The 22143-nt window shown below is 57.7% G+C and carries 24 protein-coding genes and 1 tRNA gene; 17 read left to right on the top strand and 8 right to left on the bottom strand.

The window, feature by feature from the left end; genetic code table 11:
* Positions 1-114 precede the first annotated feature (114 nt).
* On the bottom strand, positions 115-381 hold the full coding sequence (locus tag C4S71_RS17175) for a hypothetical protein (protein WP_103969997.1): 267 nt from the start codon (positions 379-381) through the stop codon (positions 115-117).
* A gap of 82 nt (positions 382-463) precedes the next feature.
* The gene (locus C4S71_RS17170; protein ID WP_146064620.1) at positions 464-1084 is read right to left on the bottom strand and encodes a hypothetical protein; all 621 of its coding nucleotides are present in this window, start codon (positions 1082-1084) and stop codon (positions 464-466) included.
* Between the two features lie 436 nt (positions 1085-1520).
* Between C4S71_RS17170 and C4S71_RS17165 the strand changes: the two genes are divergently transcribed.
* From C4S71_RS17165 to C4S71_RS22355, 6 genes are all read left to right on the top strand, one after another.
* The gene (locus C4S71_RS17165; RefSeq protein WP_103969995.1) at positions 1521-1955 is read left to right on the top strand and encodes a TIGR03757 family integrating conjugative element protein; all 435 of its coding nucleotides are present in this window, start codon (positions 1521-1523) and stop codon (positions 1953-1955) included.
* Entirely contained in the window at positions 1952-2926 is a 975-nt protein-coding gene (locus tag C4S71_RS17160) for a TIGR03756 family integrating conjugative element protein (RefSeq protein WP_103969994.1), read from the top strand. Before C4S71_RS17165 ends, C4S71_RS17160 begins: the two co-directional genes overlap by 4 nt.
* Before the next feature lie 13 nt (positions 2927-2939).
* Positions 2940-4355 carry a hypothetical protein gene (locus C4S71_RS17155; RefSeq protein WP_200825317.1) on the top strand — a complete coding sequence of 472 codons (1416 nt, stop codon included), beginning with the start codon at positions 2940-2942 and terminating at the stop codon, positions 4353-4355.
* Positions 4352-4723: a hypothetical protein gene (locus C4S71_RS17150; RefSeq protein ID WP_103969993.1), complete on the top strand. Its 372-nt coding sequence runs from the start codon at positions 4352-4354 to the stop codon at positions 4721-4723. Before C4S71_RS17155 ends, C4S71_RS17150 begins: the two co-directional genes overlap by 4 nt.
* Positions 4723-6291: a conjugal transfer protein TraG N-terminal domain-containing protein gene (locus C4S71_RS17145; protein ID WP_103969992.1), complete on the top strand. Its 1569-nt coding sequence runs from the start codon at positions 4723-4725 to the stop codon at positions 6289-6291. The genes C4S71_RS17150 and C4S71_RS17145 overlap by 1 nt, the downstream gene beginning before the upstream one ends.
* Before the next feature lie 83 nt (positions 6292-6374).
* Positions 6375-7043, top strand: a complete 669-nt coding sequence (locus tag C4S71_RS22355; protein ID WP_146064619.1) for a hypothetical protein — start codon at positions 6375-6377, stop codon at positions 7041-7043.
* Positions 7044-7092: 49 nt separating this feature from the next.
* Here C4S71_RS22355 and C4S71_RS17140 read toward each other — a convergent pair whose 3' ends face one another.
* A complete protein-coding gene (locus tag C4S71_RS17140; RefSeq protein WP_103969991.1) occupies positions 7093-7416 on the bottom strand; it encodes a hypothetical protein in 324 nt (107 codons plus the stop codon).
* A gap of 291 nt (positions 7417-7707) precedes the next feature.
* On the opposite strand from C4S71_RS17140, the gene C4S71_RS17135 reads away from it, so the two are divergent.
* On the top strand, positions 7708-8175 hold the full coding sequence (locus C4S71_RS17135; protein WP_103969990.1) for a hypothetical protein: 468 nt from the start codon (positions 7708-7710) through the stop codon (positions 8173-8175).
* Between the two features lie 239 nt (positions 8176-8414).
* Positions 8415-9377, top strand: a complete 963-nt coding sequence (locus C4S71_RS17130) for a DUF2806 domain-containing protein (protein ID WP_103969989.1) — start codon at positions 8415-8417, stop codon at positions 9375-9377.
* Positions 9378-9443: 66 nt separating this feature from the next.
* On the opposite strand, the gene C4S71_RS17125 is transcribed toward C4S71_RS17130, so the two are convergent.
* Entirely contained in the window at positions 9444-10061 is a 618-nt protein-coding gene (locus C4S71_RS17125; RefSeq protein WP_103969988.1) for a hypothetical protein, read from the bottom strand.
* A gap of 205 nt (positions 10062-10266) precedes the next feature.
* Between C4S71_RS17125 and C4S71_RS22350 the strand changes: the two genes are divergently transcribed.
* Together C4S71_RS22350 and C4S71_RS17120 are read left to right on the top strand one after the other, a co-directional pair.
* Positions 10267-11037, top strand: a complete 771-nt coding sequence (locus C4S71_RS22350) for a GNAT family N-acetyltransferase (RefSeq protein WP_160113405.1) — start codon at positions 10267-10269, stop codon at positions 11035-11037.
* Positions 11038-12135: 1098 nt separating this feature from the next.
* Positions 12136-12354 (top strand): hypothetical protein, encoded by a 219-nt coding sequence (locus C4S71_RS17120; RefSeq protein ID WP_103969987.1) that lies wholly within the window; start codon positions 12136-12138, stop codon positions 12352-12354.
* 579 nt (positions 12355-12933) lie between these two features.
* Here C4S71_RS17120 and C4S71_RS17110 read toward each other — a convergent pair.
* From C4S71_RS17110 to C4S71_RS17095, 4 genes are read right to left on the bottom strand one after another with little or no spacing between them, the layout of a single operon-like run.
* Positions 12934-13182 (bottom strand): hypothetical protein, encoded by a 249-nt coding sequence (locus tag C4S71_RS17110; RefSeq protein WP_103969985.1) that lies wholly within the window; start codon positions 13180-13182, stop codon positions 12934-12936.
* Positions 13183-13186: 4 nt separating this feature from the next.
* Positions 13187-13417, bottom strand: a complete 231-nt coding sequence (locus tag C4S71_RS17105; RefSeq protein WP_103969984.1) for a hypothetical protein — start codon at positions 13415-13417, stop codon at positions 13187-13189.
* A gap of 17 nt (positions 13418-13434) precedes the next feature.
* The gene (locus C4S71_RS17100) at positions 13435-13782 is read right to left on the bottom strand and encodes a type II toxin-antitoxin system ChpB family toxin (protein WP_103969983.1); all 348 of its coding nucleotides are present in this window, start codon (positions 13780-13782) and stop codon (positions 13435-13437) included.
* A complete protein-coding gene (locus C4S71_RS17095; RefSeq protein ID WP_103969982.1) occupies positions 13779-14033 on the bottom strand; it encodes an AbrB/MazE/SpoVT family DNA-binding domain-containing protein in 255 nt (84 codons plus the stop codon). The genes C4S71_RS17100 and C4S71_RS17095 overlap by 4 nt, the downstream gene beginning before the upstream one ends.
* A 420-nt stretch (positions 14034-14453) precedes the next feature.
* On the opposite strand from C4S71_RS17095, the gene C4S71_RS17090 reads away from it, so the two are divergent.
* From C4S71_RS17090 to C4S71_RS17060, 7 genes are all read left to right on the top strand, one after another.
* Positions 14454-15122: a hypothetical protein gene (locus tag C4S71_RS17090; protein WP_103969981.1), complete on the top strand. Its 669-nt coding sequence runs from the start codon at positions 14454-14456 to the stop codon at positions 15120-15122.
* An 89-nt stretch (positions 15123-15211) separates the two neighbouring features.
* Positions 15212-15772, top strand: coding sequence for a hypothetical protein (locus C4S71_RS22345; protein ID WP_146064617.1), 561 nt, complete (start codon positions 15212-15214; stop codon positions 15770-15772).
* 508 nt (positions 15773-16280) lie between these two features.
* Complete coding sequence (locus C4S71_RS17080) at positions 16281-16826, top strand: STY4534 family ICE replication protein (RefSeq protein WP_103969979.1); 546 nt, start codon at positions 16281-16283, stop codon at positions 16824-16826.
* Between the two features lie 295 nt (positions 16827-17121).
* Positions 17122-18060 carry an ArdC family protein gene (locus tag C4S71_RS17075; RefSeq protein WP_103969978.1) on the top strand — a complete coding sequence of 313 codons (939 nt, stop codon included), beginning with the start codon at positions 17122-17124 and terminating at the stop codon, positions 18058-18060.
* Between the two features lie 21 nt (positions 18061-18081).
* Positions 18082-20067, top strand: coding sequence for a MobH family relaxase (gene mobH, locus C4S71_RS17070; protein ID WP_103969977.1), 1986 nt, complete (start codon positions 18082-18084; stop codon positions 20065-20067).
* Positions 20064-21092, top strand: a complete 1029-nt coding sequence (locus C4S71_RS17065) for a site-specific integrase (RefSeq protein ID WP_103969976.1) — start codon at positions 20064-20066, stop codon at positions 21090-21092. The genes mobH and C4S71_RS17065 overlap by 4 nt, the downstream gene beginning before the upstream one ends.
* A 213-nt stretch (positions 21093-21305) precedes the next feature.
* Positions 21306-21381, top strand: a tRNA-Thr gene (locus tag C4S71_RS17060).
* Positions 21382-22143: the final 762 nt, after the last annotated feature.

The raw sequence follows: 22143 nt of genomic DNA, 5'->3' as shown, positions 1-22143 counted from the left end.
ATGAATCATGCTCTTGAGCACGTAGGAGCAGGCCTCGATAAATGAAGAATCCACCAATAGCGATGAGGGACAACCCCCAACCGCCAAGTACAAGATAGAACCCGAGATCCATCGTTAGGCCTCCTCGTCCAGTGAACCATCTGCTACCCAGTATAGCATGATGGCAACCATCAGGGTGATCACACCCATGGTGAACAGTGCAGCTGCCCCTAAACGGGTGAAGTCTCCTGTCGGGTTGAAAAAGGCTATCAACCCGCCTACCTGTGTTGCCAGGGCCAACTTACCAAGATGGTCACCAACCCTCTCCATCGTACGGAGTTCGCGCTTTGAGGGCTTCGCATCAAGGAGCGGGCGCAATAGCCGCTTGTACTTACCGAACATTTTTATCTCCTCATGTCCGGATGGATTGCACTCGCGAACCCCGCCCCGGTGGGGCGAGGCCCCGCCAGGGTGGGTAGAATGGCTAACCGAGGCTCTCGGCTCGCCACTGGTTTCGGTGTGTTGAGATTTCCTTGATCTCCACGAGCCTGCCTGCTTCATCGAACGTCGGCTCTTCGACGATGACGCGCTGGCGGCCTTCGTAGACCAAGCGCACCTCCTGGCCAGCGGCCAATGAGTGCTCCTGCGCGACGCGAGCGAGGTCGATACCCCAGACATCGCTTTCATTTCCGCCTACGTTGCGCAGCCGGATGAAGAAGTTCATCTTTTTGCGCTTATCGTGGCGGTAGTGGGCATGTCCCAGAGCGACGATAGTCCCCTCGTGCATACGCTCGGAGCTGGACTCAATCTCTGCGGCCTGTTCCTGCCTCGATTCCGATGACGCCGGCGGCGCCGGCAGCAACAGGATCTCTTCGCCGCGTAGGCGCCGCGCCCAGTACGACAGCCGGCCGCGGTGCTTCCATGCTGCGCAGCCAACCCAGCCGATCGCTAGCAGGATGGCCATGATGATGGCGACGCCAGCGATGTCGGGTGATGCCAGGCATAGCCCGATGAGGAACGGCCAGCCTCTCAACACCGTGGACATCATGGAGGCCATCCATGAGCCGGATGATGCGGGGCGGGTTGCAGGTGTTGCTGTTGCCATGGTGTTTCTCCTTCAGGTTTCAGTAGACGAACGAAACCATGAGAAACACCGCTCCCCGATGGGAAGGCAAATGCTTCCCATGGTGGGGTAGGTTGGCCGGAGGCCAGTGGTTTGAGAGTCGTGCCTTCACCGCTTGCGCGGCGCCGCCTGCTTGCGGAAGGCTTGGGCGGCTTCGGGGGAGCCCGTGGGCTCAAGGGGCTCTCGTTGGGGCCGGTGAGAAAGTCCGGGCTGCCATCGGCAGCAATTGCACTTCCAAGGATAGCCGAGCCCATGCTTGGGCGGAAGGGGGCGATTCTAATCTAGGGGCAATGCCGCCGTTGCCAGTGGCAACGGACGCTGCATTAAACCTCCACTAGCGGATTTAACGTTTCCACTCTCTGCAGCGGCATCGAATCGGTATCACTGCCCTGATGATGCCGCCGAATGGGAGAAAACGATGCCGCTTGTACTCAACCGTTTTACCGCCGCCCTGGGGCTGGGAGCGTGCCTGGCTGCCTCTTGTGCCTCGGCGGCGCCGCTGGCGGAAACGATCGAGGTGTTCACGGTCGCCGGTCAGCCTGTCACAAACGTGCCCAACGGTGTCGCGGTCATTGAGCTCGATGCTCCCGCGCGTCTCGACTTAGAACTGTCGCGGGGTCTGCCGGAGGACCCGGTCGCCGCAGAGGCTATCATGCGTGAGCGTATGCGTAGTGATGAGTGGCTACGGGCCGTTCAGGAGTACGGGGATCTGCATACCGGCCTGGCGCGCGCCTGGATCCTCGGCGTTGAGAAGGTGCCGGCGGTGGTGATGGGAGGCGCGTATGTCGTCTATGGCCAGCCTGACGTTCAATCCGCAATCGTTGAGCTCGAGCGCGGGAGGGCAGGGCAATGAAGTGGCGATCACTGCTCCCCGCGGCGCTGCTTTCCGTTTCCGGGATCGTCGGTAGCACGGCGCCGTCACCGGCTCATGCGATCACTACGCCGGAGATTATCGCCAGTGCTGTGGCACCGGACTGCCTCGAATACCGCGTGGTGGGTGTGTGTGTCTGGCTCCACTGTAGCTGGACAGGCTGCTCGATCCGTACGTCAGTAAAAGTCAGGCACTACGTCCCCGAGCTTGTCGTTTCCAGCTACGAGCGCCCTGGGTCGAATCCCTGGCGGGAAGTGTCGCTACTGACATCGCCGCTTGTGGACCTGGCGGAAGGCGCCCTGGGGATCGCCGGCGGCAGAGCGACATCCGATGGTACAACGCAGCACCGACAGTCGCTTCGTTTCAAGGAGGCCGATGTCATCGGGCACCCGGGTAACGAGGTATTTCGGGAGATGGCCGGCGCTTTCGGTCTCACCTGCGCGGGGCGCAGCCGGGCATTCGAGCCCTATTTCAGCTCCCCCTTAGATGTCCTGGCCTGGCGCTCGAACATCCCCGAGATGGCATATCCCGAGGCGCTGATCCCTGGGCGGAGGGAACTCGGCCAGCCGGGTGACAACTGGGGAAACATCTACCCGAGAGGAGCCTTCATCGGCTCGCGTAGCCATGATTACAAGGTCGCGGCGCTGATTGCACAGCGCGCCGTGGACATCGTCACTCGCACAGGCCAGCCCCACGTCTACCAGCCCCTGGCAGGTGGGGGCCGCGATGGCTATTGGCCGCCCGGCCCGGTGGTCGAGGGCGATGGCGAGCATCGCTGGCAGCATCTCTCACCGAATATGACGCAGCAATGTGTCGCCTGGCCGGACCGCAGTCCCAGCGACACCTACGCCGACCGGCTTGACCCCCAAGGCAACTACACCTTCGCCCTGTGGCAGCGCTACCGCTGTTGCCAGCGCCGAGGCCAGACACTGCTTACCCACACCGGAAATTGAGGTGGATGCCACTATGTCCCGTGCCTTTCGTGTATCTCGAGCACTCATCGCCGCTGCCGTGCTGGCAGCATCGACCCATGCCAGCGCCCAGTCCGCCGGCGACGCGCTCTATTACCAGATCGGTGGTGCGTCCCCGTTCAGCGTGTCCGCCGGCCGTGGCCACAATCCCTTCTCGCAGGGGATCGGCATTCGCTGGAACAGCAACATGACCTGCGGGAATTTCGATATCGGCACGACCGTGTCGAATCAGCTCAACGGCCTCACTCGTGGCTTCCAGAACCTGATGGGCGACGTCATCAATAACGCCCAGAGTGCCGTCATGTCGATGCCTGCCATGATCATCAAGCGCAGCAACCCGGACCTCTACGACATGATGAACAACGGCGTCTTGCAGGCATCGGCCTCGTTTGACCGTAGCCGGGTCTCGTGCCAACAGCTCTCCGAGCAGATGGCTGATGTCGTCATGGGCGACGCCTTCCGGCGGCAGTCCCTGGCCATGGCCTGGCAGGATGCCGCTGGCGGAACGCGGGACGCGGTGGCCGCCGAAGAGCAAGCCGAGTCGCGCTCAGGTGATGCCGGCGTGACCTGGGTCGGTGGTGAGCGCCGAGGTGGCGCCGGCCAGGCACCGATTCGTGTTGTCGAGGATGCCGCGCGCGCCGGCTACAACCTTCTGCACGGCCGCTCCGATCCTGGCAGCCGCCAGCCTATCGCAGGTGGCGGTGGGGGCTGGGGGGCCGCAGGGGCGAGGAATGGCAACGGTACGGGCGACGGAGGTGGCGGCTCCGGTGCGAGCGGCTGCGCCGGCGGCATGTGCTCTGTCTGGGCGTCTCCGGATGATGCCGTGGGCTGGGTCCAAACCGTGATCGGCGAGCTCGAGTACCAGACATGCGATGACTGTGAGCAGAGCCGCGGCCAAGCCGGTACCGGCCTGGCTCGCGAACTCGAGGAAGAGTATGCGGAACTGCACGAGCAGCTCGTTGCCCTGGTCAACGGAACCACAGCGCCGACCGCGGAGGCGCTCGCAGAGGTATCCGCCGGCGATGGTTTCGGCATCAGCCGTGGCGTGATCGAGAGTCTGCAGCGAGATCCGCAGCGCGACCTGCTCACCCACCGGCTAGCGAGCGAAATGGCCATGGCCCGCACCATCAGCAAGGCACTCTGGGGCAGGCGGCTGATGCTTGCCGGAGCCAGTGAACCGGGCATTGCTGGCAACGAGAAGGGGGTCGCAGCGATCGATCGTAAAGTGTCGGACCTGGACCGAGAAATCGAAGCGCTGCGCTACGAGTTCGAGTTACGTCACCAGCTGGCCGATAGCGCCGTGGGCAGCACGCTGCGCCGCGAGGCGTCACGTCGCTCGAGCTCCCAGGCGGAGACCGTGCGCCCGGGATCGAGCCTTCTCGAGCGAGAGTTTATTGGGGGCGACGAATGACCCCGCATCCCTGGTATCACCCGCTACGCTGGCACCCCCTGGTGCTGGCGATCGTCTCGTTGCTGTTCACGCTGCTTCTCGGCCTGCTGATGTTCGTGTTCATGTACCGGCAGCTGGGCAGCGTAATGGCAGTGCACGCCTGGATCTCGGAGTCCGAGTTCGGGCTGTTCATCTGGCGGGTACTGTTCGTCTGCGGTCTGGGCCTGGCATGGCTGAATCTGTTGCGACCCCGGCTGCTGACCCGGGTCGCGCAGGACCGCGACGGAGGTGTGTATCGCCGGCGTGTGCTCGAGCTGCTCGAACGCTACACGCTCTACTTCCTTGCCTTCCTTGAGATTCTCAACCAATACCGGTGGTGGGTGCTGTAATGGGTACCGCACACCTGGTCGTCTTCGATTATTTCCACAACCCGCTGTTGTTGGTGGGCTATATCGTCCAGAACTCGCTCTGGGGCATGCTGATGGGCACCAAGCTGGCCGTGCTGCCCTTCGTTACCCTAGTGATCCGTGAGTGGTACAAGGCCACCGAAGAGGGCGACGAGGCGGGCAACAAGGGCATCCTCACCGTTAATCGCATCAAGAGCTCATTCTGGGCGATGGTGTTCTGCTTTTCGCTGACATGCCAGCCGACCATGACACTGTCTGTGGTCACTGCGAGCATCAACCGGGACGAGTCGAGCGAGTGCGGAACCCGACGCCTCGACGCGGAGCAATGGGCGGGGGACACACTCAATCAGCTCGACGGCCAGTCTCCGGGTGTGCCGATCTGGTGGGCGTTCGTACACGTCGTCAGCCAAGGCGCGGTGGCGCATGGGGTGTCGGCCGTCCCCTGCACCACCGACTTCCAATCCATCCGCGTCGCCGTTAACGCCGAGTCGATCTCAGACCCCGCGCTGCAGCACGAGGTGCAGCGGTTTGCAAGCGAGTGCTACGCCGCAGCGGTGAGTATCGTGCGCAGCAACTACGGACGCATCGAGGACCTCTCGAACTCTACCATCCGCTATCCGGATGGTACCGAGATCGATGTCTCTGGCGACATTGGCTGGATAGGCTCGCGCTTCTTCCGCGCCACGCCGGGCTATTACGATGAACTCTTTGCGAGGGACGCCATCAGGCGTTTCCCTTACGTAGAAGAGCGCGACTACGGTCGCCATACCCCGCCCAGCGATGGTGGGTACCCAACCTGCAAGGAGTGGTGGGAGCACTCGGAGCTTGGGCTGCGCGCTGCGCTGCGCAATCAGATATCGCCGAGCACCATGGATCGCCTGCGGGGCTGGTGGAGCCGTAACGTGGGGGATGGCGAGATGGAACTGGCGGAGGATGTCACCATTCGCAGGATGGTGGCCCTCGAGCATGGTGCGGCCAACAACCGGCGGCTTGAGACTGCGGGCTACGCCGACACTCTCGGCTCCGGCTCGGCATGGGACGCACTGGGTGGGGGGCTGGGCACGGTCGGCGGTGCCGCCGGCCTGTTGGCTCTGGAATCCGGCATGTACGTGGTCAAGATGACGCTGCCGATGATCCAGGGGATCATGATCATGGCGATCAGCATGGTGCTGCCGATCATCATCGTGATGTCGGGGTACAGCTACAAGACGGTGGGCACGGCCACCTTTACGCTGTTCGGGATCTATTTCCTGACGTTCTGGTGGGAGCTGGCCCGCTGGATCGACAACCGGCTGTGGGACCTCATCTATGCCAGCGACGGCGCGAATATCGGCCTCCTGGGCCGTCTGGGCAGCGTACCGGATATGATCGCACTGCAATTCGTCTCGGCCACGACCTACCTGTTCCTGCCGGCACTCTGGATGGGGATGTTGGCGTGGGCGGGGCATCGAGTAGGTGGTGGGTTAGGCGACATCACTGCTGGCGGGGCAGGTAAGGCGCGCCAGGCTAGCGAACAAACCGCGAACAAGGCGACGCAGCGGTTGAGATAGGGCCGACCAGTGGTGTTGCCAGTGGCAACGGGGCTATCTTAGGCTGCCCCCTGTGGGAACAACAACCGCAGGGGGCGTCAATCATGGCGATGAAGCTATCCAGCAAGGCTAAGGGGCAGGTGGCTCAGACATTAAGTAAGTTGCTGCTTGAACAAGTAGGATATCGGGTAGTCCCTCTTGGTGTTGAAGAGCTTGTCAAAGGTGCGGCCTATTTAAGCTATGATGATTACAAGCAAATAAGCCTTCCTGATGGGTTGCGAAAACTCCCTGATTTCTTAGTGATTGATCCAGATAAGAAATCCTCGTTTCTGGTGGAAGTGAAATATATGAAGCGGAGTAATGGGTCTGTTTTGCATGCTATCCATGAAAGGCTTGTCGAGCAACTCAATTATTGGCCTGAAATGATAACCCTCTTGTTGAGGAGCACGCCTGGACATTCGAAGTCGAAGTTTCATTGCGACTTTATAAGAACGTTGGGGCCAGGCAAAGAACTGGGTCAAGATGCCTATTGTTTGATTGGTGAAGAGAGGTGGAGGGGGCGATGGGAATTCCTCCGAAAGCATGCTCGCCCGGAAAACGTAGAGAGCTACATAGGAAATGATATGTGGGAGTTGTTGCCAGAGCTAAGCGCTAACTTCGACAGGTTTCCCGAGAAGCGAGGGGGTGAAGATGGGCACCCTATGGGAACGGATACGGGCGACTTTGTTGCCAATGCGCTTAAGAATTTAGCGTTTAGTGAGGATTTCGATTGACTTAAGAGAGGAGGTGGCCAGCAGAGTAATAACCATTCTGGCCACTCGCTTAGTCGTCGCTATCGTAGTCATACATTTTGCGCCCCTCGTACCACTCGGAGCCATCGGAAGCGAAGCCATCCTTTAGACCTAATTTCAGTTCAAGGTCGCGTGAAAAACTTAAATCAGTGGCTTCGTCACCTTTCTCGCGCCCGGTAGTCACCAGCAGCTCGCCCGCCGCCTTCACCACACCCGCCGCGGCACCGGCCACCACCGGAGCGGCGACGCCGAGGAAGCGTACCAGGCCCTTGCCGACCCGGGCAGTAGTTCCGGGCTGTTCCTGGCAATCGTCGTCGTAGCAGACATGCTGGCGTTGTTGAGCGTTGTTTTTCATGGCCTTTCTCCCCTGCGGGATTTGACATATGAATCACTATATCCAAACGAAGTGAAATCGTCAACTCTGAGGACCACAAAAATGCTTTGATGTCAATAGGTTGCTGTAACAGTTCTAAATGCGCGCGAAGGGCTTGGGCTGGGGCAGGATACATAGAGTGGGGCGCGGCACGAAAAAGTCCCGGATCGGAAGCCAGGGAACACGCATGGTGTCGTGTAAGGCAAAGCTAAGCAACAATCGATTACATGATGTATTGTGAGCTGTACCACTTCACTGCCAGAGGAACATCCTATGGACGCTACGGCTCAGGCTCTGTATCAGCAGATGCGACTGACCATCTTGCTAACCGCGCAGGACGGAATTGAAGGCTCACCATTCACACCTGAGTATCTGCTGGCTTGGGATGAAGAGATCTATCCGATTCTCAACGACGGTCCCGAATGGCATAAACCACATGCCGACTGCTTCAAGATCAGCAAAGAGCGAGCAGAAGAAATGTTTGATTACCTGGTCCAGCATTTTGACAGTGGCGATGAACTCACATTCTATGGCCTTGAAGATAAATTAGGCATCAAGGGTACAGCCTATTCAACAGGTAGCTGGGAGCGTTACGAAGTTATCAAGCTGTGCAGATACTTCTACCTGTATGGATCATTCAACGAAAAATTCTGGCAGACGCTTACACGCAACGGTGAGTGCCCATCAGAGGCACACAGCATCAGAGTACAACCGGAGAAGATGCATATTTACTTCTGCTGATGATGGGGCGCCCTACCGGAAACGGGTAGGGCGCTGAAAGTATCTTTGCTAGTGCTAGTGCTAGTGCTAGTGCTAGTGCTAGTCGTGGGAGCGCGAAGGGCTTGGGTTGGGTCAGGTTACAAATAATCTTGGTGTTGCCAGTTGAAATATGGTTTGCATAGACTCTTGCGCTGATTGCACTGGCTGGTGAAGATGTCGCATGAAACTTGTCTAACAAGGCCTAAGAGTAGGAAAGTCAAATGAGTGAGCCTGAATCGACACCGTTGTCCTTGATCACAGACGCAGTTAGTTCGATACCAGAGCCTGTGCGGAAGCCCTTATGTATAGCGCTTAAGGATTTGCTGAGTGGACTTGTCTCCGTTCCGGCTGCGAAGCTCAAGCAATACGCTCAGGGAATCGAGGACGTGACGGCCGCGAGAACTAAGATAACAAATGCCATTGTGGCGTCTATGGCTGACGAAGTTAGTAACGACCCTGAGGTGATGCAGGCTGCGTCCGAGATTTACCTACCCACTACAGTACGAAAGCTGAAAAATAGGTTGGGTGTCGCCAAAAGAGCAGTCGAGCATGTGGCAAAAGCCGATGTTGATACTAATGGAGAAGGATGCGCGGCACCAGATGACGACTGGATGAACTGCTTTAGCCGGTTTGCCGAGGACGCCTCGTCAGAGCGCCTCCAAGATTTATTTGGCCGGATATTGGCCGGCGAGGTCTTGCGTCCAGGAGCGTTCGGATTGGCTACGCTACGGATTTTGAGCGAGCTAGATCAAACCCTCGCTAACGACTTCACCCAGGCGTGGTCCAAAAGTGTTGGAAATGCAGTCGATTACAGCCATGAGTGGAGCAAAGGGGATGAATTTTCGAGGTGGAAGCGACTGAGTGAAGCGGGATTGATGGCGCCTGATACCACCACTCAATATCTCCCACCGTTTAAACCCCTTATTAACGGCTCATCACTGTGGTCCCCAACTAACGTAGATGGCGTAGGGTTGCTTGTATATTTTCAAGAAAAATCTTCCTCGACTTGGAAGCATATTGATTTCACCCGTGCAGGCAGGGAGCTTGGAAGCATACTCCCGAAACCTGACTATGAAAATAATATCCGGGAAGTAGCGCGTCGCTTGCCGAAGCAGGGACTGACACAAATAGATTTTTTCAGTAATGGAAAAAATCCCGAGGTCATCTGGAAGTCCTCATCTTAGCGTGCAAGAGCCTGGGGCTGAGGCAGTGGGTGCCTTGCACAGTATGAAAGCTCTATACGGTCAGCTTTATATTAGTTTTTGTAAAACTTCTTGCTCTCGCAACCACGCTTGCTTGTCCAATGCTCGCTGCTCTCGCAGTTTAGTTATTTTCTCTTCAGCATCTTGCATATAGGATATGGGATCCCAGGCTCCAGCCAAACGTGCTGGCAGCTTGGCATGTTCGCGAAGGCGTGTTGAAAGATCCGCTGCTAGCAAGCCGAGTTGAGCGTATTGTAGTTGACGCTCCTCGAAGAACTCCACAAACTCTGGAGGGGAGGCTACATGCTCTTTCACACCTTGAATCCTGCGTTCTGCGACCTCAGTCTTGTACGGAAGATCTAGTATCTCGTACATTAATCGCACGGGTAGTGAACGCCATTCAACTTCTATTTGTTGAAGCTCAAGGCTTGGTGGATCGACTTGCGGGCTGTGATATCCATCCTTATCAGGTTGGCCATAGCATAAGCCATCATCTGCAACTACTTCAGCACAAGCGAGCACAAATTTATCTAGAAGAATGGAAACACGAGCAGCAAGATATGCAGAATTTCTCTTATTGCTGAGACTTTGAAGCCACCATTCTTTGAGGGCGGTCAATAATGAACCGCATATTACACCTATTAGTCCAAAAATTCCCGCAGTCATTGCTTTCTGTCCTTTTGTTCGATATGTGTATGCAGCAGTACAAGGGCATTGTCAGCGTTGTGGTCCGGCACCTGCTAGACTTTCGAGCTCCACGTGCTTTATTGTGAGCAACGGGAAAAACTTGGCAAGTAAATTTCTGATCGCTCGCGATAGGCTTTGGTCTGAATAGTAAAAAAAGGTCGTTATGTTCAAGAGATTACCTTCCATGGACAGCGTCGGACAAGACTCTCCTTTTTCGACACCGCGGATCTTCGTGCTAAGACTAAATCCGATAAGGAAGCGAGACCAGGCTGTGGCCCTCTTGGTCGAGCGTGAAGAACATCTCTCCAACCATGAGGAAGAGGGGGGGAGTGCCAGCCTGAGTTTTCATTACAAGTTAATATCAGATGACATGTCGGGATGGGAAAAGGATGGTGGCGAATTCTCAGCATCATATGACGACAGCTTCCTAGGAAGCCCCCATGTGCGCATCACTAGCTCCACTGTCTTAACAGGTGGATATTTTGTCGTGGATCCAGGGTGGCTTGCAGGACGTGGCATTGGCACTTTCTTTATGAACGAGATCGTTCGTTGGGTTAAGCAATGGCCAGAGGCAAGTGTGATGCCGGTAGAGCTACTAGAATCAGATGCCCACGGTGTGAATAAGGAGCGCCGTAACCGATTTTACGAAAACTTTGGATTTGTTTTTGATTATGAGGATGGTCGGAGAGTGTCCGGTCAGTCTATCCCCATGAAAGCAAGAGATTTAATACCGCTGTCCGATCATAAGAATCAGCTGCTGCAAGATAAGCTGGAGTGTTGTGAGCTCGGCGAGTTCTTATCGGGTCTTGTGCGAGATGTGCGTATTTTGGAACTCGAAAGATGGGGCCTACAGAATCAATTGGCATCATGCGACAGCGAGCTGGAAGCAGCTTATAAGTTCCCATTCCGGTGGGCTATGAAAACCTTCGCGTCTAAGTTCTTGAGAGGGTATTAAGCATGTTTTGCCCGTAATGATAGGCGAAGATTTTAGCTGTGTGGCGTTCACGTGCACCCTTATGCCTAGAAGAATCCAATGTAAAAGGTTAAAGGCCTGCAAAAGGTTTTAATGGAATGGATCGATCAAGGGGAAGGGGCTTATCCGGAAAAGCGAGAAGATCGGCGGAGAGGAGACACCAACCTCGAAAGGGCCAAAGGGCGAGGGAAAGGACCCATTGCCTGGCCCAGCTCCCGATGACAGGAAGCTTTCTCGCGCGCCCGTAGGCCGCGCTCGTGGGGTACTGTGGTCCAGTTCCACCTATTGCCAGAGGGAGCCGCTGCCCCAGTTCCCGTACGGGGAGGGACTTGCTACAGGACCTCAGCCAGGCGTTGCCACTGGCAACGCCTGGCTGAGGCTGAATTGGTGCTGAGGCAGTACGCCTGGAGATAACCTGTACTGGCTGAGGCAACGTTTCGCGCAGGGGAGATGCCGCCACACCAGAACCTTGGCTTAGCAGGAGATATTGGAATACCAGCTTCAGAAACGTTCTAGTGGTTGGTTCAACGTTTTTTAAGGCTAAGATCTGCTTCGTCAGATACCTTTAGGGGCGGCTCTATTAGCCAGCGCATGCATTCGGAATTCTGACATGGAGCGGTAACGCTCCATGGATGATGCCCGCTCGCTTCGGTCTAGCGGGTGCGTCACCTGCCAAGTGGTGAGCAGCCGGGGGCATCCCGGCACTCCAACTCCCCAGCTCTCTCAGAAGGGGATTATATGTCCCAACCTAACGGGCGGTAGCGTTGCCACTGGCAACGGATCGTCAGGGCCTATGCCTCTTCCGCTGCGCCCGTGCCTCGGCTATCCTTGGAAGTGCAACTGCTGCCGATGGCAGCCCGGTCGCCCGCCGGTCCCAACGAGGCACCCTGAGCCCACGGGCTCCCCCCCGAAGCCGCCCAAGCCTTCCGTAAGCAGGCGGCGCCGCGCAATCGGTGAAGGCACGACTCTCAAGCCACTGGCCTCCGGCCAACCTACCCCACCATGGGAAGCATTTGTCTTCCCATCGGGGGAGCGGTGTTTCTCATGGTTTCGTTTATCTAAACCTGAAGGAGAAGCACCATGGCGAATCAGGTGTATGAAGACGAGGTATTTCACCTCTTCAGGAAAAGCGCTGACGGTACCGTCAGCTTCTATGGTAACCAATCTGCTTCCGGCCTTATTGGACTGGGCCAGCCCCGTTCCATCGAGCCGCTGGTAAATGGAGCAGGATTTACAAAAGCGACTCACGTCGCCTGGTATCCAGGCGGCTGGGGGATTGGCATCCAATTGCCCGCTTGATTACTAACTACCGCCTGTCACAGGCGCACCCGACCAGGGAGATACATCCTTCCCTGGCGGGAACGGTGTATCTCCCATGGTCATATGAACCGGAAGAAGGGGATCCACCATGTTGATGAAAGACGACATCCGTCACGTCCGTATCGAAGCCGACTATCGGGACGAGGGTACTCGGCAAAGCATTCAGCAATTTACGCTTCCTTGCCTACGGCGCCGTGCCGAAGACTTGGAGAGGGAGAGGAGAGGTTGTGAAGTCCGAGCCGATTGGTTGGACAACTGGTCCAGCATGGGGTTGGTTACTGCGGAGGCGGAGCTGCGTCAGGCAATTGCTTATGCTGAACGCCAGCTTGCGAAGTACCCCACTCCTGAGCTGAAACGCGCTGGGGATCGTGGACATGGCTGGCGATCCCATCAGGGCTTGGCACAGCCAGTCGAATCGCTGGCAGCTCGCCTCGGCCTAATCTGAATACCTATACACTCCGACCGGCCCATGTGGCCGGTCTTCTTTTGTGCGGCCGTCGGAGGATGATGCAGCTATTGCCAGTAGCAACGGCTGGATCCACTGAAGGTTTTCGGCGATCAGTTGTTGGTTGGCACGGCCACCCAGCATTTGGCACCTTTGTAATCGTCGCCGCCTTCCGCCACGAACACATGATCATCCGCATCGACAGCATATACGCCTGGGCGCTCGTGGGCAGCGTCGCGCAACCGATCCTTCCACCCGTAGCCTTGCGCTTGCCAGACGAGCACTACTCCGCCTTGGTGCTCCGGGTGTTCAGTTCGCCACTGGCTGGCAGCAGCACGCGCAGCTTGGATCATATGGGGCATGTCGTTACCGCTCTTTCCAGAAGCCATCCATTCGGTCATTCGCTACGATTAGCCAATTCTGGCCTTTCAACTGGCAGGTCAAGACCAGCAAGCCTGTGGCGACATTCGTAAATGAACAGAACCAGATCAGCTCCTCGAGCAAAGCACCTGGTGCTTCGAATGCCAGGAGCAGGCCGAACGCAACAGCCACAATGCCTACCACCAACGATACTGTGCTCAAGATGCGATCGATCATTGCCGTGTTCCTTTTCCTCAGTCGAATAGTGTCTGGACCCTGGCGAGGGCGTCATCAACTACATAATCCGGCGCCGATTCGACCTTTTGCGCCCTTCTGGCTACAAGGTCCACGGCTCTTATCTGGTTGACCAACACGACTCCCTGGGTATGGGTGCCGGCCCCTGTCAGTGGTACCGCAAAGCCTGCGTGGCGGGCAAAGTTGCCGCCTTGTGTGATTGGAGCGATCACCACAGTGCCGAACTGATTGAATGCTGCCGGGGTCAGCACCAGTGCCGGACGGAAGTCCCCCTGCTGTTCTCGACCCTCCGTAGGGTTGAGATTGACTCGCACGATATCCCCTCGCTTGAACTTTGCTCGCTTCATTCCTCGCGCCCCACCGGCTTCATGTCATGCCAGGCTTTCAGCTCCTCGGGCTCAGGCGCATCAGGATCACACTGTGCGAGTAGTTCCTTGAGTGTGTATTTCGGCTTTGCAGTAATTGGCTTGAGCACCAATTTGTTGGGTGCATCTTCTACTTCCAGAATGTCGCCATCATGCAGGTCATATTTTCGGAGCAGGTCCACTGGCAGCCTGACGGCAGCGCTGTTACCCCACTTTTGAATCTTGAGTTCCATGGATCACCTCGTAGGCGTAAGTATCTACAGTGTAGATACGATGCACTCGCATTGCAAGTGATTTTGTAGATACGGCGTTTCTACAGTGCCAGCTCGAATGCACACCGTATCGTCACGCGACACGTGGTCAGGTATGGCTTCGTGTGATCCAACTCCTGGTGCCCCTGTACGACTGCATCGTCTGTACGCCGCCGGTGCGGCCAGCACCAACCTCAAGCGTGACATTCTCGATAAGTGCTCTCGCGGGTGACCCGCGGGCTCTGCAATGGCTCAACTTACCGCCTTAGCGGCCGATATTTCACATGACTCGAATCCATCGTCGGTGACGTTAACGTTTTCTGCGGCTCGAGCAGCTGGCGATTGGCAGATTGGCGCTGTAGCGCTACCCACAACCAAAATCCACAGATAAGGGATCTCATCATGCGTAGGACCTTTCTTGCCACGGTTGCCGTGGTAACCCTTGGGGCTAGCTCTCTGGCTCAGGCCGCTAACGAACTCACGCTCGGAGTCATTGGAGGCACCACTGGCGCGGGGGCCGACATTTCATGGCGTTTCAGCGATCGCTGGGGAGTATCGGCTCGTTATACCGGGGGCTTGAGCTGGTCCGGCGATTTCGATGACGATGACATCGCATATACCGGCGATATCGACCTGCGTGCCGGCGCCCTGACACTGGACTATTACCCCTTCTCCGGCGGCTTCTTCCTCACCGCCGGCGTGATGCTGCCCGACATGGAAGCCAATGCCACAGGGCGTCCGCGGGATGGTCTGACCTACGAGTTTGAGGGTAACACCTACACTGCCGCGCAGCTCGGCGAGGTGCGCGGTACCGTTACCCTGGCCGACAGCGTGCAACCCTATGCCGGCTTCGGCTACCGTAAGTCCCACCGCAATGGCTTTGGGATCTTCGGTGAGCTCGGTGTGATGGCCACGAACATCGACGTTTCGCTTTCCACCAGTAACAATTATGAAAGCGTCGACGCCCAGTTCAGCGAGGATCTCCGCGCCGAGGAACGTCGTATCAAGGATGATATCGATAAGCTGCCGTTCTACCCGGTTGCTCTCATCGGGGTGACCTACACGTTCTGACAACGCGGTAATCGTTGCCCGGCATATGCTGGGCTTTTTTGGTAGTGCCGGTGGTAACCACTACAAATTCCGATGTAAGTGAGGAAACAATGACCTACGTAGAGCGGTTCCGAGCTGCCCAAGCGCGCACAGGACGCCTGGGCCTGCCAGTTCCTACCGTGAGCACTACCGATGCCCGCTTCCTGACTGGTCCAGGGCTTTCTGATCTGCACGCATTATTGACCGACTTATTTAGCGAGCTTTCGCCTAAAGATCTGGTCGCGCAATGCGTATCTATCCATCGCGCTACGCGAGCGGACGTTTCCCGTGTACTAGGTTGTGACGCAGTGCTGACAATCGGCCATGTAGAGATGGCTGAAGCAGTGCTGTTTGAACGCAGCGAAGAGGATTACCTAGCCAACCTGGAGGGCACCTTTCTTGCTAACTTAAACCAAGTACATTGCTGGTTGACGCTTCCCTCGATGGAGATTGTTGACCTAACCCTGGTGACGAGCCTCGCGGTGATTCAGCAGTGGGACGAGTCATATGTCGGTCGACCGATCCTGCGCCATGGCGACGAGCTGACCGGCGGCATGGCCTATCATCCGATGTTGCTGGGCAACGCTTTCTTTGATGAAGTTGGCCGCCGGCATGGTGTCTGGATGCTATAACTGATCGAGAAAAATGGCATGGCAATTGGCGCGGGTATCGTGACCCCAACGTTCTAGGTCGCCCCCGGCTTCTGTGAGATCGACCCAGGCCTCGTCGATGCTGTAGACCGAGATGCTGGGGCCAGCCGTCCGAGCAGAGCCCTGACACGATTGGAGATGTCCTGATCTAGCGCCTTCTCATGCAATTGACATCGGTTAGCGCCACGCGCAGAAATGGCTGCCAGGGGTTGACATTGAGCTGTCCATGGCTAGCATGAGGATTGCAACTGTTGCCGATGGCAACCCGGTCGCCCGCCGGTCCCAACGAGGCACCCTGAGCTCACGGGCTCCCCCGAAGCCGCCCAAGCCTTCCGCAAGCAGGCGGCGCCGCGCAAGCGGTGAAGGCACGATTCTCAAACCACCGGCCTCCGGCCAACCTACCCCACCATGGGAAGCACCTGCCTTCCCATCGGGGAGCGGTGTTTCTCATGGTTTCGTTCGTCTACTGAAACCTGAAAGGAGAAACACCATGAGCAACTCCAACACTGTCAAGAAGTACTTCGATCTTCATATTTCCGGCCTCGGTTATCTCAACCGGATCCGCGAAGTGACTCCCAAGAAGGGATCGCCCTTCCTGGCTTGCGACATAGCAGCCCTTAGCGGGGATGCTGACGATGCATCCTACACAAGGTTTGACTGTCGAGTATCTGGCGCAGAAGCACAGTCTCTCGTGCGTCGTTGCCGAGATGCTGTAGAAGCCGAGAAGAAAGTTCTGATCGGCTTCAAACTCGGAGACTTGTGGGGAGACATCTTCACCTACTCCAAGGGAAAGAAAGCAGGGCAGCAGGATGTGAGCTTCAAGGCCCGACTATTGTTCGTCTCCTGGATCAAGGTCGACGGGCACATGGTTTATCAGGCGCCGAAGCGTGAGGGTGAGCATTCCGAGCTGGTCCCGCCCCAGGGTTTGGGTCAACAGGTGCCCGCTCAGTCCATGCCTCAACAGGTGCCGGACCAGGCTGCGCAATCAGGCGAGGCAGCCGGGGGCTACGATACACCTGCTGTCGCGTCATTCTGAAACTCAACCACCCACTCGCACGGGAAGTCTCCGCCCACGGTGGGCGGCGGTTCTTCAGTGTGGTAATCAGCTGGGAATCGTAAGTTTGCAGCCGTGAGCGTCACCGCTTAACCTTTTCATACCATCATTAAATTTCCGCAGCACTAAATCTCTTGGCCCCCTTGGGGCCTTCTTTTACCCCACTAGGGAGAGCCTCTCCCTAGTGGGGTGGTTCTCTCGTTGATGCATTCAACCCCTTGGGGAGCACGACTCCCTATTGAGGGCGTGCTTCCCTGATTTATCGAGGAGAAGCACAATGAAGGCACAAAGCGACATCTACCAGCGCGTTACTGATCGAATTATTACAGCCCTGGAGGCTGGGACTGCGCCTTGGGTCAAACCATGGACGGGGAAGGGGCTGGCAGGTGAAATCATTCCATGCAACGCCCCTACGGGCCGGAGTTACAGCGGCATCAATGTGCTACTGCTCTGGGTCGCGGCGGAAGAGCGTGGTTTCAGTCGGCAACGTTGGCTGACGTTAAAGCAAGTTCATGCTGCTGGTGGCCGCGTCATTGAGGAGGAGATACGGCGCAGTACGGAGATCTGCTTGTACCGTCCTCTGATCAAGCCCGAGCTCGACATGGACGGCAAAGAAGTGATGGACGAGGAGGGTAAGCCCAAGGAGCGGGTTGTGCCCCTCTTCCGAGGCTTCAGGGTCTTCAATGTCCAGCAGTGCGAGGGCCTGCCCGAGCAGCTTGTTGGTTCACGTATTGAAGCCACGCCGCAGTGGGCTGCTCATGCTGCGGCGGACCAGGTCATCAAGGTGAGTGGTGTGCCAATCGAGCATGTGCTTGGCGACGACGCATACTACTCGCCAGTTCTGGACAAGGTCCGCCTGCCGCTGCAATCACAGTTTGACGATGCAGAGCGCTACTACAGCACGGCACTGCACGAACTGACTCATGCGACCGGGCATCAATCACGGCTTGCACGTGATGGAATCGTAGCTTTCGAAGGCTTCGGCAGCGAGTCCTACGCGCACGAAGAACTGGTCGCCGAACTAGGTGCCGCCTTCCTCTGTGCCCAACTGGGCATCGAGGGTCGGTTGCAAGACCACAACGCCAGCTACATCGCAAGCTGGTTGAAAGCGCTGCAGAGTGACAAACGCGCCATCTTCCGGGCCACCGGGAAAGCGCGCAATGCAGCAGAATATCTGCTGGCACGAGTCGAGCACTACTCACAGCAAGCTGCATGACCCCAATGCCCTACCGCTTCGGTGGTGGGGCTTTTTTCTGTCCTGAAGAAATGTTACTTGGCGCGTATATCGTTTCCGCTGGACGGCCACCACCCGACTGGCAGAGTCGGGACAATCTGCGTTCAGAGGATCTTTCTTGTGCTCTCAACTCTTTTTGCCCCGGCACGCTGGTTCCGCAGGTCTTACCAGCAGACCGCCGGCGCTGAACATGGCGACAGCAACTGGCTAGTACCTGCCACTGGGCACGAGCTGTTGGGCGCAACACACCGGCGGCAACTGCTCCGGCAGATCTGGGACGTGGTCAGCGTGAGCCATGACGCATACCGCGTTCTGATGCTACAGCCACTACAGCGCTACGCTAACCTGGTCCAGCAGCTTCCCGCGTCGGAATCCCACCACCACAGCTACGCTGGAGGAATGCTGGACCATGCGCTGCAGGTCGTGATCTACGCGCTGCGATTGCGTCGGCAACACCTGCTGCCCCCAGGTGCGTCTCCCGAGGCGCAGTCATCGGCGGGCGAGCGCTGGACCATCGCCATCGCCTACGGCGCGCTGCTCCACGACGCGGCCAAGGTCCTCGTGGATGTTGAGATTACCCTGCGGGACGGTCGCCGCTGGTCGTTGCTACAGGGCGACATACCGGGTCCATACCGCGTCCAGTACCGACGTGGTCGAGATTATCGGCTGCACCAGGTTACGAATGGGCTGCTGTGTCAGCGGGTCATCGGGGCGGACGCATTGAACTGGCTCAGCGAAGATCCGGACGTATTCGCGCAGTTGATGTACGCGATCACAGGCTATGAGCATGAGGCCGGCATCATCGGAGAGATCGTTGCCCGGGCCGACCGCTCGAGCGTCGCCAAAGCCCTGGGAGGAGATCCATCTCGAGCGTTTCAGGCGCCTACTACATCGCTGCAGCGGAAACTGGCGGAAGCCATGCGCTACATCGTGCGCGAGCAGCTGCAGTCGAAGCTCAACACACCACGGTCGCCGGCGTATCTCACCGATGATGCGCTCTGGCTCGTAGCGCCGGCGGTACCCAACCAGGTCAAGGCCCATCTGCTGCACAACGGCGTGAGTGGGGTGCCGTCGCAGACGACGCGGCTCTACGACGAGATGCAGGCACACGGGCTCATTCAAGACACCGACGGCAAGGCAATCCACAAGGCGACAGTCGCGATCGGAGAGTGGTCGGCGGATCTCTCATTCATTCGCGTCCCCCCGCAGCTGATCTGGTCCGGCGATGATCGTCCCGCGCCCCTGGACGGCACGCTGACCGTGGTCGGTGCAGTGGCCGCAGGGGAGAAGGAGTCCGCTTCGGCACCCTCTAGTGAGAAGGCGCCGGCGGCTCCCGCAGCACCCACCAATGAGTCTGGCAAGCCTGAAGCGAATTCGGTGGACTTGGCGGACACTTCATCCGCGCAATCAACTGGCAACGATGACATGGCCGAAATGATCGCCCTGCTCACGGGAGGCGAGCCCACGGGTGGCGAGCCGCCCCAGTCCATTGGGAGGAGCGCCTCTTCTGCAGCTCCTGTGGAACCGAATGAAGTTAGTGCCAGTGCGGACGAAAAGCCGGTCGCGGCAGAGGAGGGGCCGGGGGGGCAGGCCCAAGATGATCTGGGGCAGGCATTTCTGACATGGCTGCGCACGGGGCTCGCCGATGGCACCCTGATCGTCAACGAGACCAGGGCTCTCATCCACGTTGTGGACGGGCGTTATTTTCTCGTCTCGCCTCGCATATTCAAGCGGTTCGCTCATCAGATGGTAGGAGACGAAAGCGCATGGGAGAGTGTGCAAAAAAGATGGGAGCGTTTGAAGTTTCATGACTGTCCTGCGCCAGGGAAAAACCTCCATCAGGTTAGCGTTCAAGGGCCGAATCGAAAGGGGAGAAAACTCAGTGGTTATCTACTCAAAAGCAGCTCTCATGTTACGCCCCGTTTACCAGACAATCGACATCTGACACTGCTAACAGAGCCGGCAACTAGCAAGGAAGATGCCTCATGACCTCGCAGAAGAAGCACCAACTCCCCTACGTGTGGCAGGACCTCCTTGAGACAATGACAATGGAACGCTGGCTGAAACCGAAGACACTGCAAACCTACAGCGGGGCCATTGCCCAACTGCTCCGCTTTGTGGGTACCGAGCGCATCCCTAGCAGCATTGAGCGTAGTGATGTTCTAGAGTGGCGCCGCGCGGTCGCACGTCATGCAGACAACCCTGGGGGTATCACTGAGCGGAGCTGGAACAGCTATTGCCGGCAGCTGCACGCGATATACAACTTTGGTATCAAGTCAGAGCCTAGGCTGATTGAGTGTGAGGTGTCTCCGTTTTCTGGCGTGCAGTTGCGTGAACCAATAAAGCCAAAGAAAACGCTACCTGAAAACAGCATATTCCATATCCGAGAAGTGATGGAAGAGTGCCGTCGCTGGGAAGTTGTGCATCAGGAGCCCTCCCAACTGTACCCTGTGTGGTTCTGGAGAGTGGTGATTGAGACCTTCTACTGGACGGGAATGCGGTTGAGCCAGCTGTTAGGGATTCGCCCTGAGCATGTCAATCTCAAGCGGCAATATATTGTCGGTGCTGCTGAGCATGAGAAGAACGGCAGGGAGCATTATTACCCTATCGTCGATGAGCTTCTTCCATGGATATCGATGTTGATGTCGTCGGCAAGCCTAGCGGGGGTGCAGCGGGATAACCAGTTATTCAATGTCAATGTCTGGAATCATCGCACACGAAAAACCACCATGGACGTGGATCAAGTTGAGAAGTGGTTTCAGCGCCTCTCGCGGCTCGCGGGGTATCGTGTCTCACCGCATCGATTCAGGCACACGTTCGCGACAGAGCTGCTGGCCAGCGAGCAGGGGGACCTCTTGAAAACCCAGGTCGCGCTGAACCACCGTGACATTAAATCGACCCTAGATTATGTCTCGTTCCCGCGCGACGGTGTTAGGCGGTACGTAGAACAGCGACATACCCGGGCCACCCACCATTCATACGATTGGTTGAAGTTGAGGCGTGACATCGTGTGAGAGGAATGTGATAAGGTAGCTGCCAGGCTTGCGCCATAGTTGCTTGACGGGTGAGCCTGGCTTGATGTAAAAGCAGTGTGTGAGTGTAGCGGGCAGGTGACTGCGACGCGAGAGGACTCACAACAGACGGCATTCACGACTGCCTCAGCCGATGGACTCACACGTCGGCAATGAGGAGAGAGCGGTGCAATGCGGGCCGGGAGAGCGTATCCGGCCGGCATAGCTCAGTTGGTAGAGCAACTGACTTGTAATCAGTAGGTCCCGGGTTCGACTCCTGGTGCCGGCACCATCCGAAACGGATGAAGAATCGGGACAAGCAGCGACTGGCAGACACCAGAAACCGCCCATCGAGGCGGTTTTTTCGTGTGCGCCAGGCATGGCGCGCAGCGCCTGACTGGCGCTGTTCCTGGGGGTGGTGCCTCGGGATGACTCGGGGGTGAAAGTCCCCTGCACGCCCGGCAAGGGGAAGTGCTAGCCGACGGCAAGGGTGTCCCCCGCGAGGGGGAATCTGAAGGAAGCCCGAGGCAAAACGCTGGCCTGACGAACAGGAAGCGGATACGAGGCGTCATGGTGGGGTGAGGTGGCACGAATCACCAAAGCCCGATACTTGCACAGAACCCCATGACGTAGATCCGACAGGCATAAGCGGGAAGGTCGCGCGTCTTACCCTGGGAGGTCTGGTGGTCTGCCACGGTGCTACCGGCGTCGAGAGGCGACGGGATGGGCCATCAGACGTCAGCAGAGGCCATAGTAAGTGCCGATTCACCCCGGCACCAAGGGCCGAACATGAAGAACCGCGAGTAGGCGATGACGTCTCGAGGATCGATCATGAAGACAGAAAGTGGCGCTGATACCGCCACCCACCCAGAGGGGCAGGGGCGGAACCCCGCGTCCCGGCCGGTGAGCGTCGAGACGGTCCCGGCGTCGTCATCGTGGACGAAAGCGGAGCCCGCCCCGCTCATGGAGGCCGTGGTAGAGAAGGCCAACATGGCGCGGGCTTACCGAAGGGTGATCGCCAACAAGGGGGCGCCGGGTGCCGACGGCATGACGG

The organism is Billgrantia desiderata (assembly GCF_900108215.1).
Taxonomy (GTDB): domain Bacteria; phylum Pseudomonadota; class Gammaproteobacteria; order Pseudomonadales; family Halomonadaceae; genus Halomonas; species Halomonas desiderata.
The sequence above is the reverse complement of the archived record's forward strand: the minus strand, read 5'-3'. Positions and strand labels throughout refer to the sequence as shown.

What these genes read in the sequence shown, in the direction of transcription:
- C4S71_RS17175 (WP_103969997.1), bottom strand. Translation starts at nt 381, where the DNA reads ATGTTCGGTAAGTACAAGCGGCTATTGCGCCCGCTCCTTGATGCGAAG.
- C4S71_RS17170 (WP_146064620.1), bottom strand. Translation starts at nt 1,084, where the DNA reads ATGGCAACAGCAACACCTGCAACCCGCCCCGCATCATCCGGCTCATGG.
- C4S71_RS17165 (WP_103969995.1), top strand. Translation starts at nt 1,521, where the DNA reads ATGCCGCTTGTACTCAACCGTTTTACCGCCGCCCTGGGGCTGGGAGCG.
- C4S71_RS17160 (WP_103969994.1), top strand. Translation starts at nt 1,952, where the DNA reads ATGAAGTGGCGATCACTGCTCCCCGCGGCGCTGCTTTCCGTTTCCGGG.
- C4S71_RS17155 (WP_200825317.1), top strand. Translation starts at nt 2,940, where the DNA reads ATGTCCCGTGCCTTTCGTGTATCTCGAGCACTCATCGCCGCTGCCGTG.
- C4S71_RS17150 (WP_103969993.1), top strand. Translation starts at nt 4,352, where the DNA reads ATGACCCCGCATCCCTGGTATCACCCGCTACGCTGGCACCCCCTGGTG.
- C4S71_RS17145 (WP_103969992.1), top strand. Translation starts at nt 4,723, where the DNA reads ATGGGTACCGCACACCTGGTCGTCTTCGATTATTTCCACAACCCGCTG.
- C4S71_RS22355 (WP_146064619.1), top strand. Translation starts at nt 6,375, where the DNA reads ATGGCGATGAAGCTATCCAGCAAGGCTAAGGGGCAGGTGGCTCAGACA.
- C4S71_RS17140 (WP_103969991.1), bottom strand. Translation starts at nt 7,416, where the DNA reads ATGAAAAACAACGCTCAACAACGCCAGCATGTCTGCTACGACGACGAT.
- C4S71_RS17135 (WP_103969990.1), top strand. Translation starts at nt 7,708, where the DNA reads ATGGACGCTACGGCTCAGGCTCTGTATCAGCAGATGCGACTGACCATC.
- C4S71_RS17130 (WP_103969989.1), top strand. Translation starts at nt 8,415, where the DNA reads ATGAGTGAGCCTGAATCGACACCGTTGTCCTTGATCACAGACGCAGTT.
- C4S71_RS17125 (WP_103969988.1), bottom strand. Translation starts at nt 10,061, where the DNA reads ATGACTGCGGGAATTTTTGGACTAATAGGTGTAATATGCGGTTCATTA.
- C4S71_RS22350 (WP_160113405.1), top strand. Translation starts at nt 10,267, where the DNA reads ATGGACAGCGTCGGACAAGACTCTCCTTTTTCGACACCGCGGATCTTC.
- C4S71_RS17120 (WP_103969987.1), top strand. Translation starts at nt 12,136, where the DNA reads ATGGCGAATCAGGTGTATGAAGACGAGGTATTTCACCTCTTCAGGAAA.
- C4S71_RS17110 (WP_103969985.1), bottom strand. Translation starts at nt 13,182, where the DNA reads ATGCCCCATATGATCCAAGCTGCGCGTGCTGCTGCCAGCCAGTGGCGA.
- C4S71_RS17105 (WP_103969984.1), bottom strand. Translation starts at nt 13,417, where the DNA reads ATGATCGATCGCATCTTGAGCACAGTATCGTTGGTGGTAGGCATTGTG.
- C4S71_RS17100 (WP_103969983.1), bottom strand. Translation starts at nt 13,782, where the DNA reads ATGAAGCGAGCAAAGTTCAAGCGAGGGGATATCGTGCGAGTCAATCTC.
- C4S71_RS17095 (WP_103969982.1), bottom strand. Translation starts at nt 14,033, where the DNA reads ATGGAACTCAAGATTCAAAAGTGGGGTAACAGCGCTGCCGTCAGGCTG.
- C4S71_RS17090 (WP_103969981.1), top strand. Translation starts at nt 14,454, where the DNA reads ATGCGTAGGACCTTTCTTGCCACGGTTGCCGTGGTAACCCTTGGGGCT.
- C4S71_RS22345 (WP_146064617.1), top strand. Translation starts at nt 15,212, where the DNA reads ATGACCTACGTAGAGCGGTTCCGAGCTGCCCAAGCGCGCACAGGACGC.
- C4S71_RS17080 (WP_103969979.1), top strand. Translation starts at nt 16,281, where the DNA reads ATGAGCAACTCCAACACTGTCAAGAAGTACTTCGATCTTCATATTTCC.
- C4S71_RS17075 (WP_103969978.1), top strand. Translation starts at nt 17,122, where the DNA reads ATGAAGGCACAAAGCGACATCTACCAGCGCGTTACTGATCGAATTATT.
- C4S71_RS17065 (WP_103969976.1), top strand. Translation starts at nt 20,064, where the DNA reads ATGACCTCGCAGAAGAAGCACCAACTCCCCTACGTGTGGCAGGACCTC.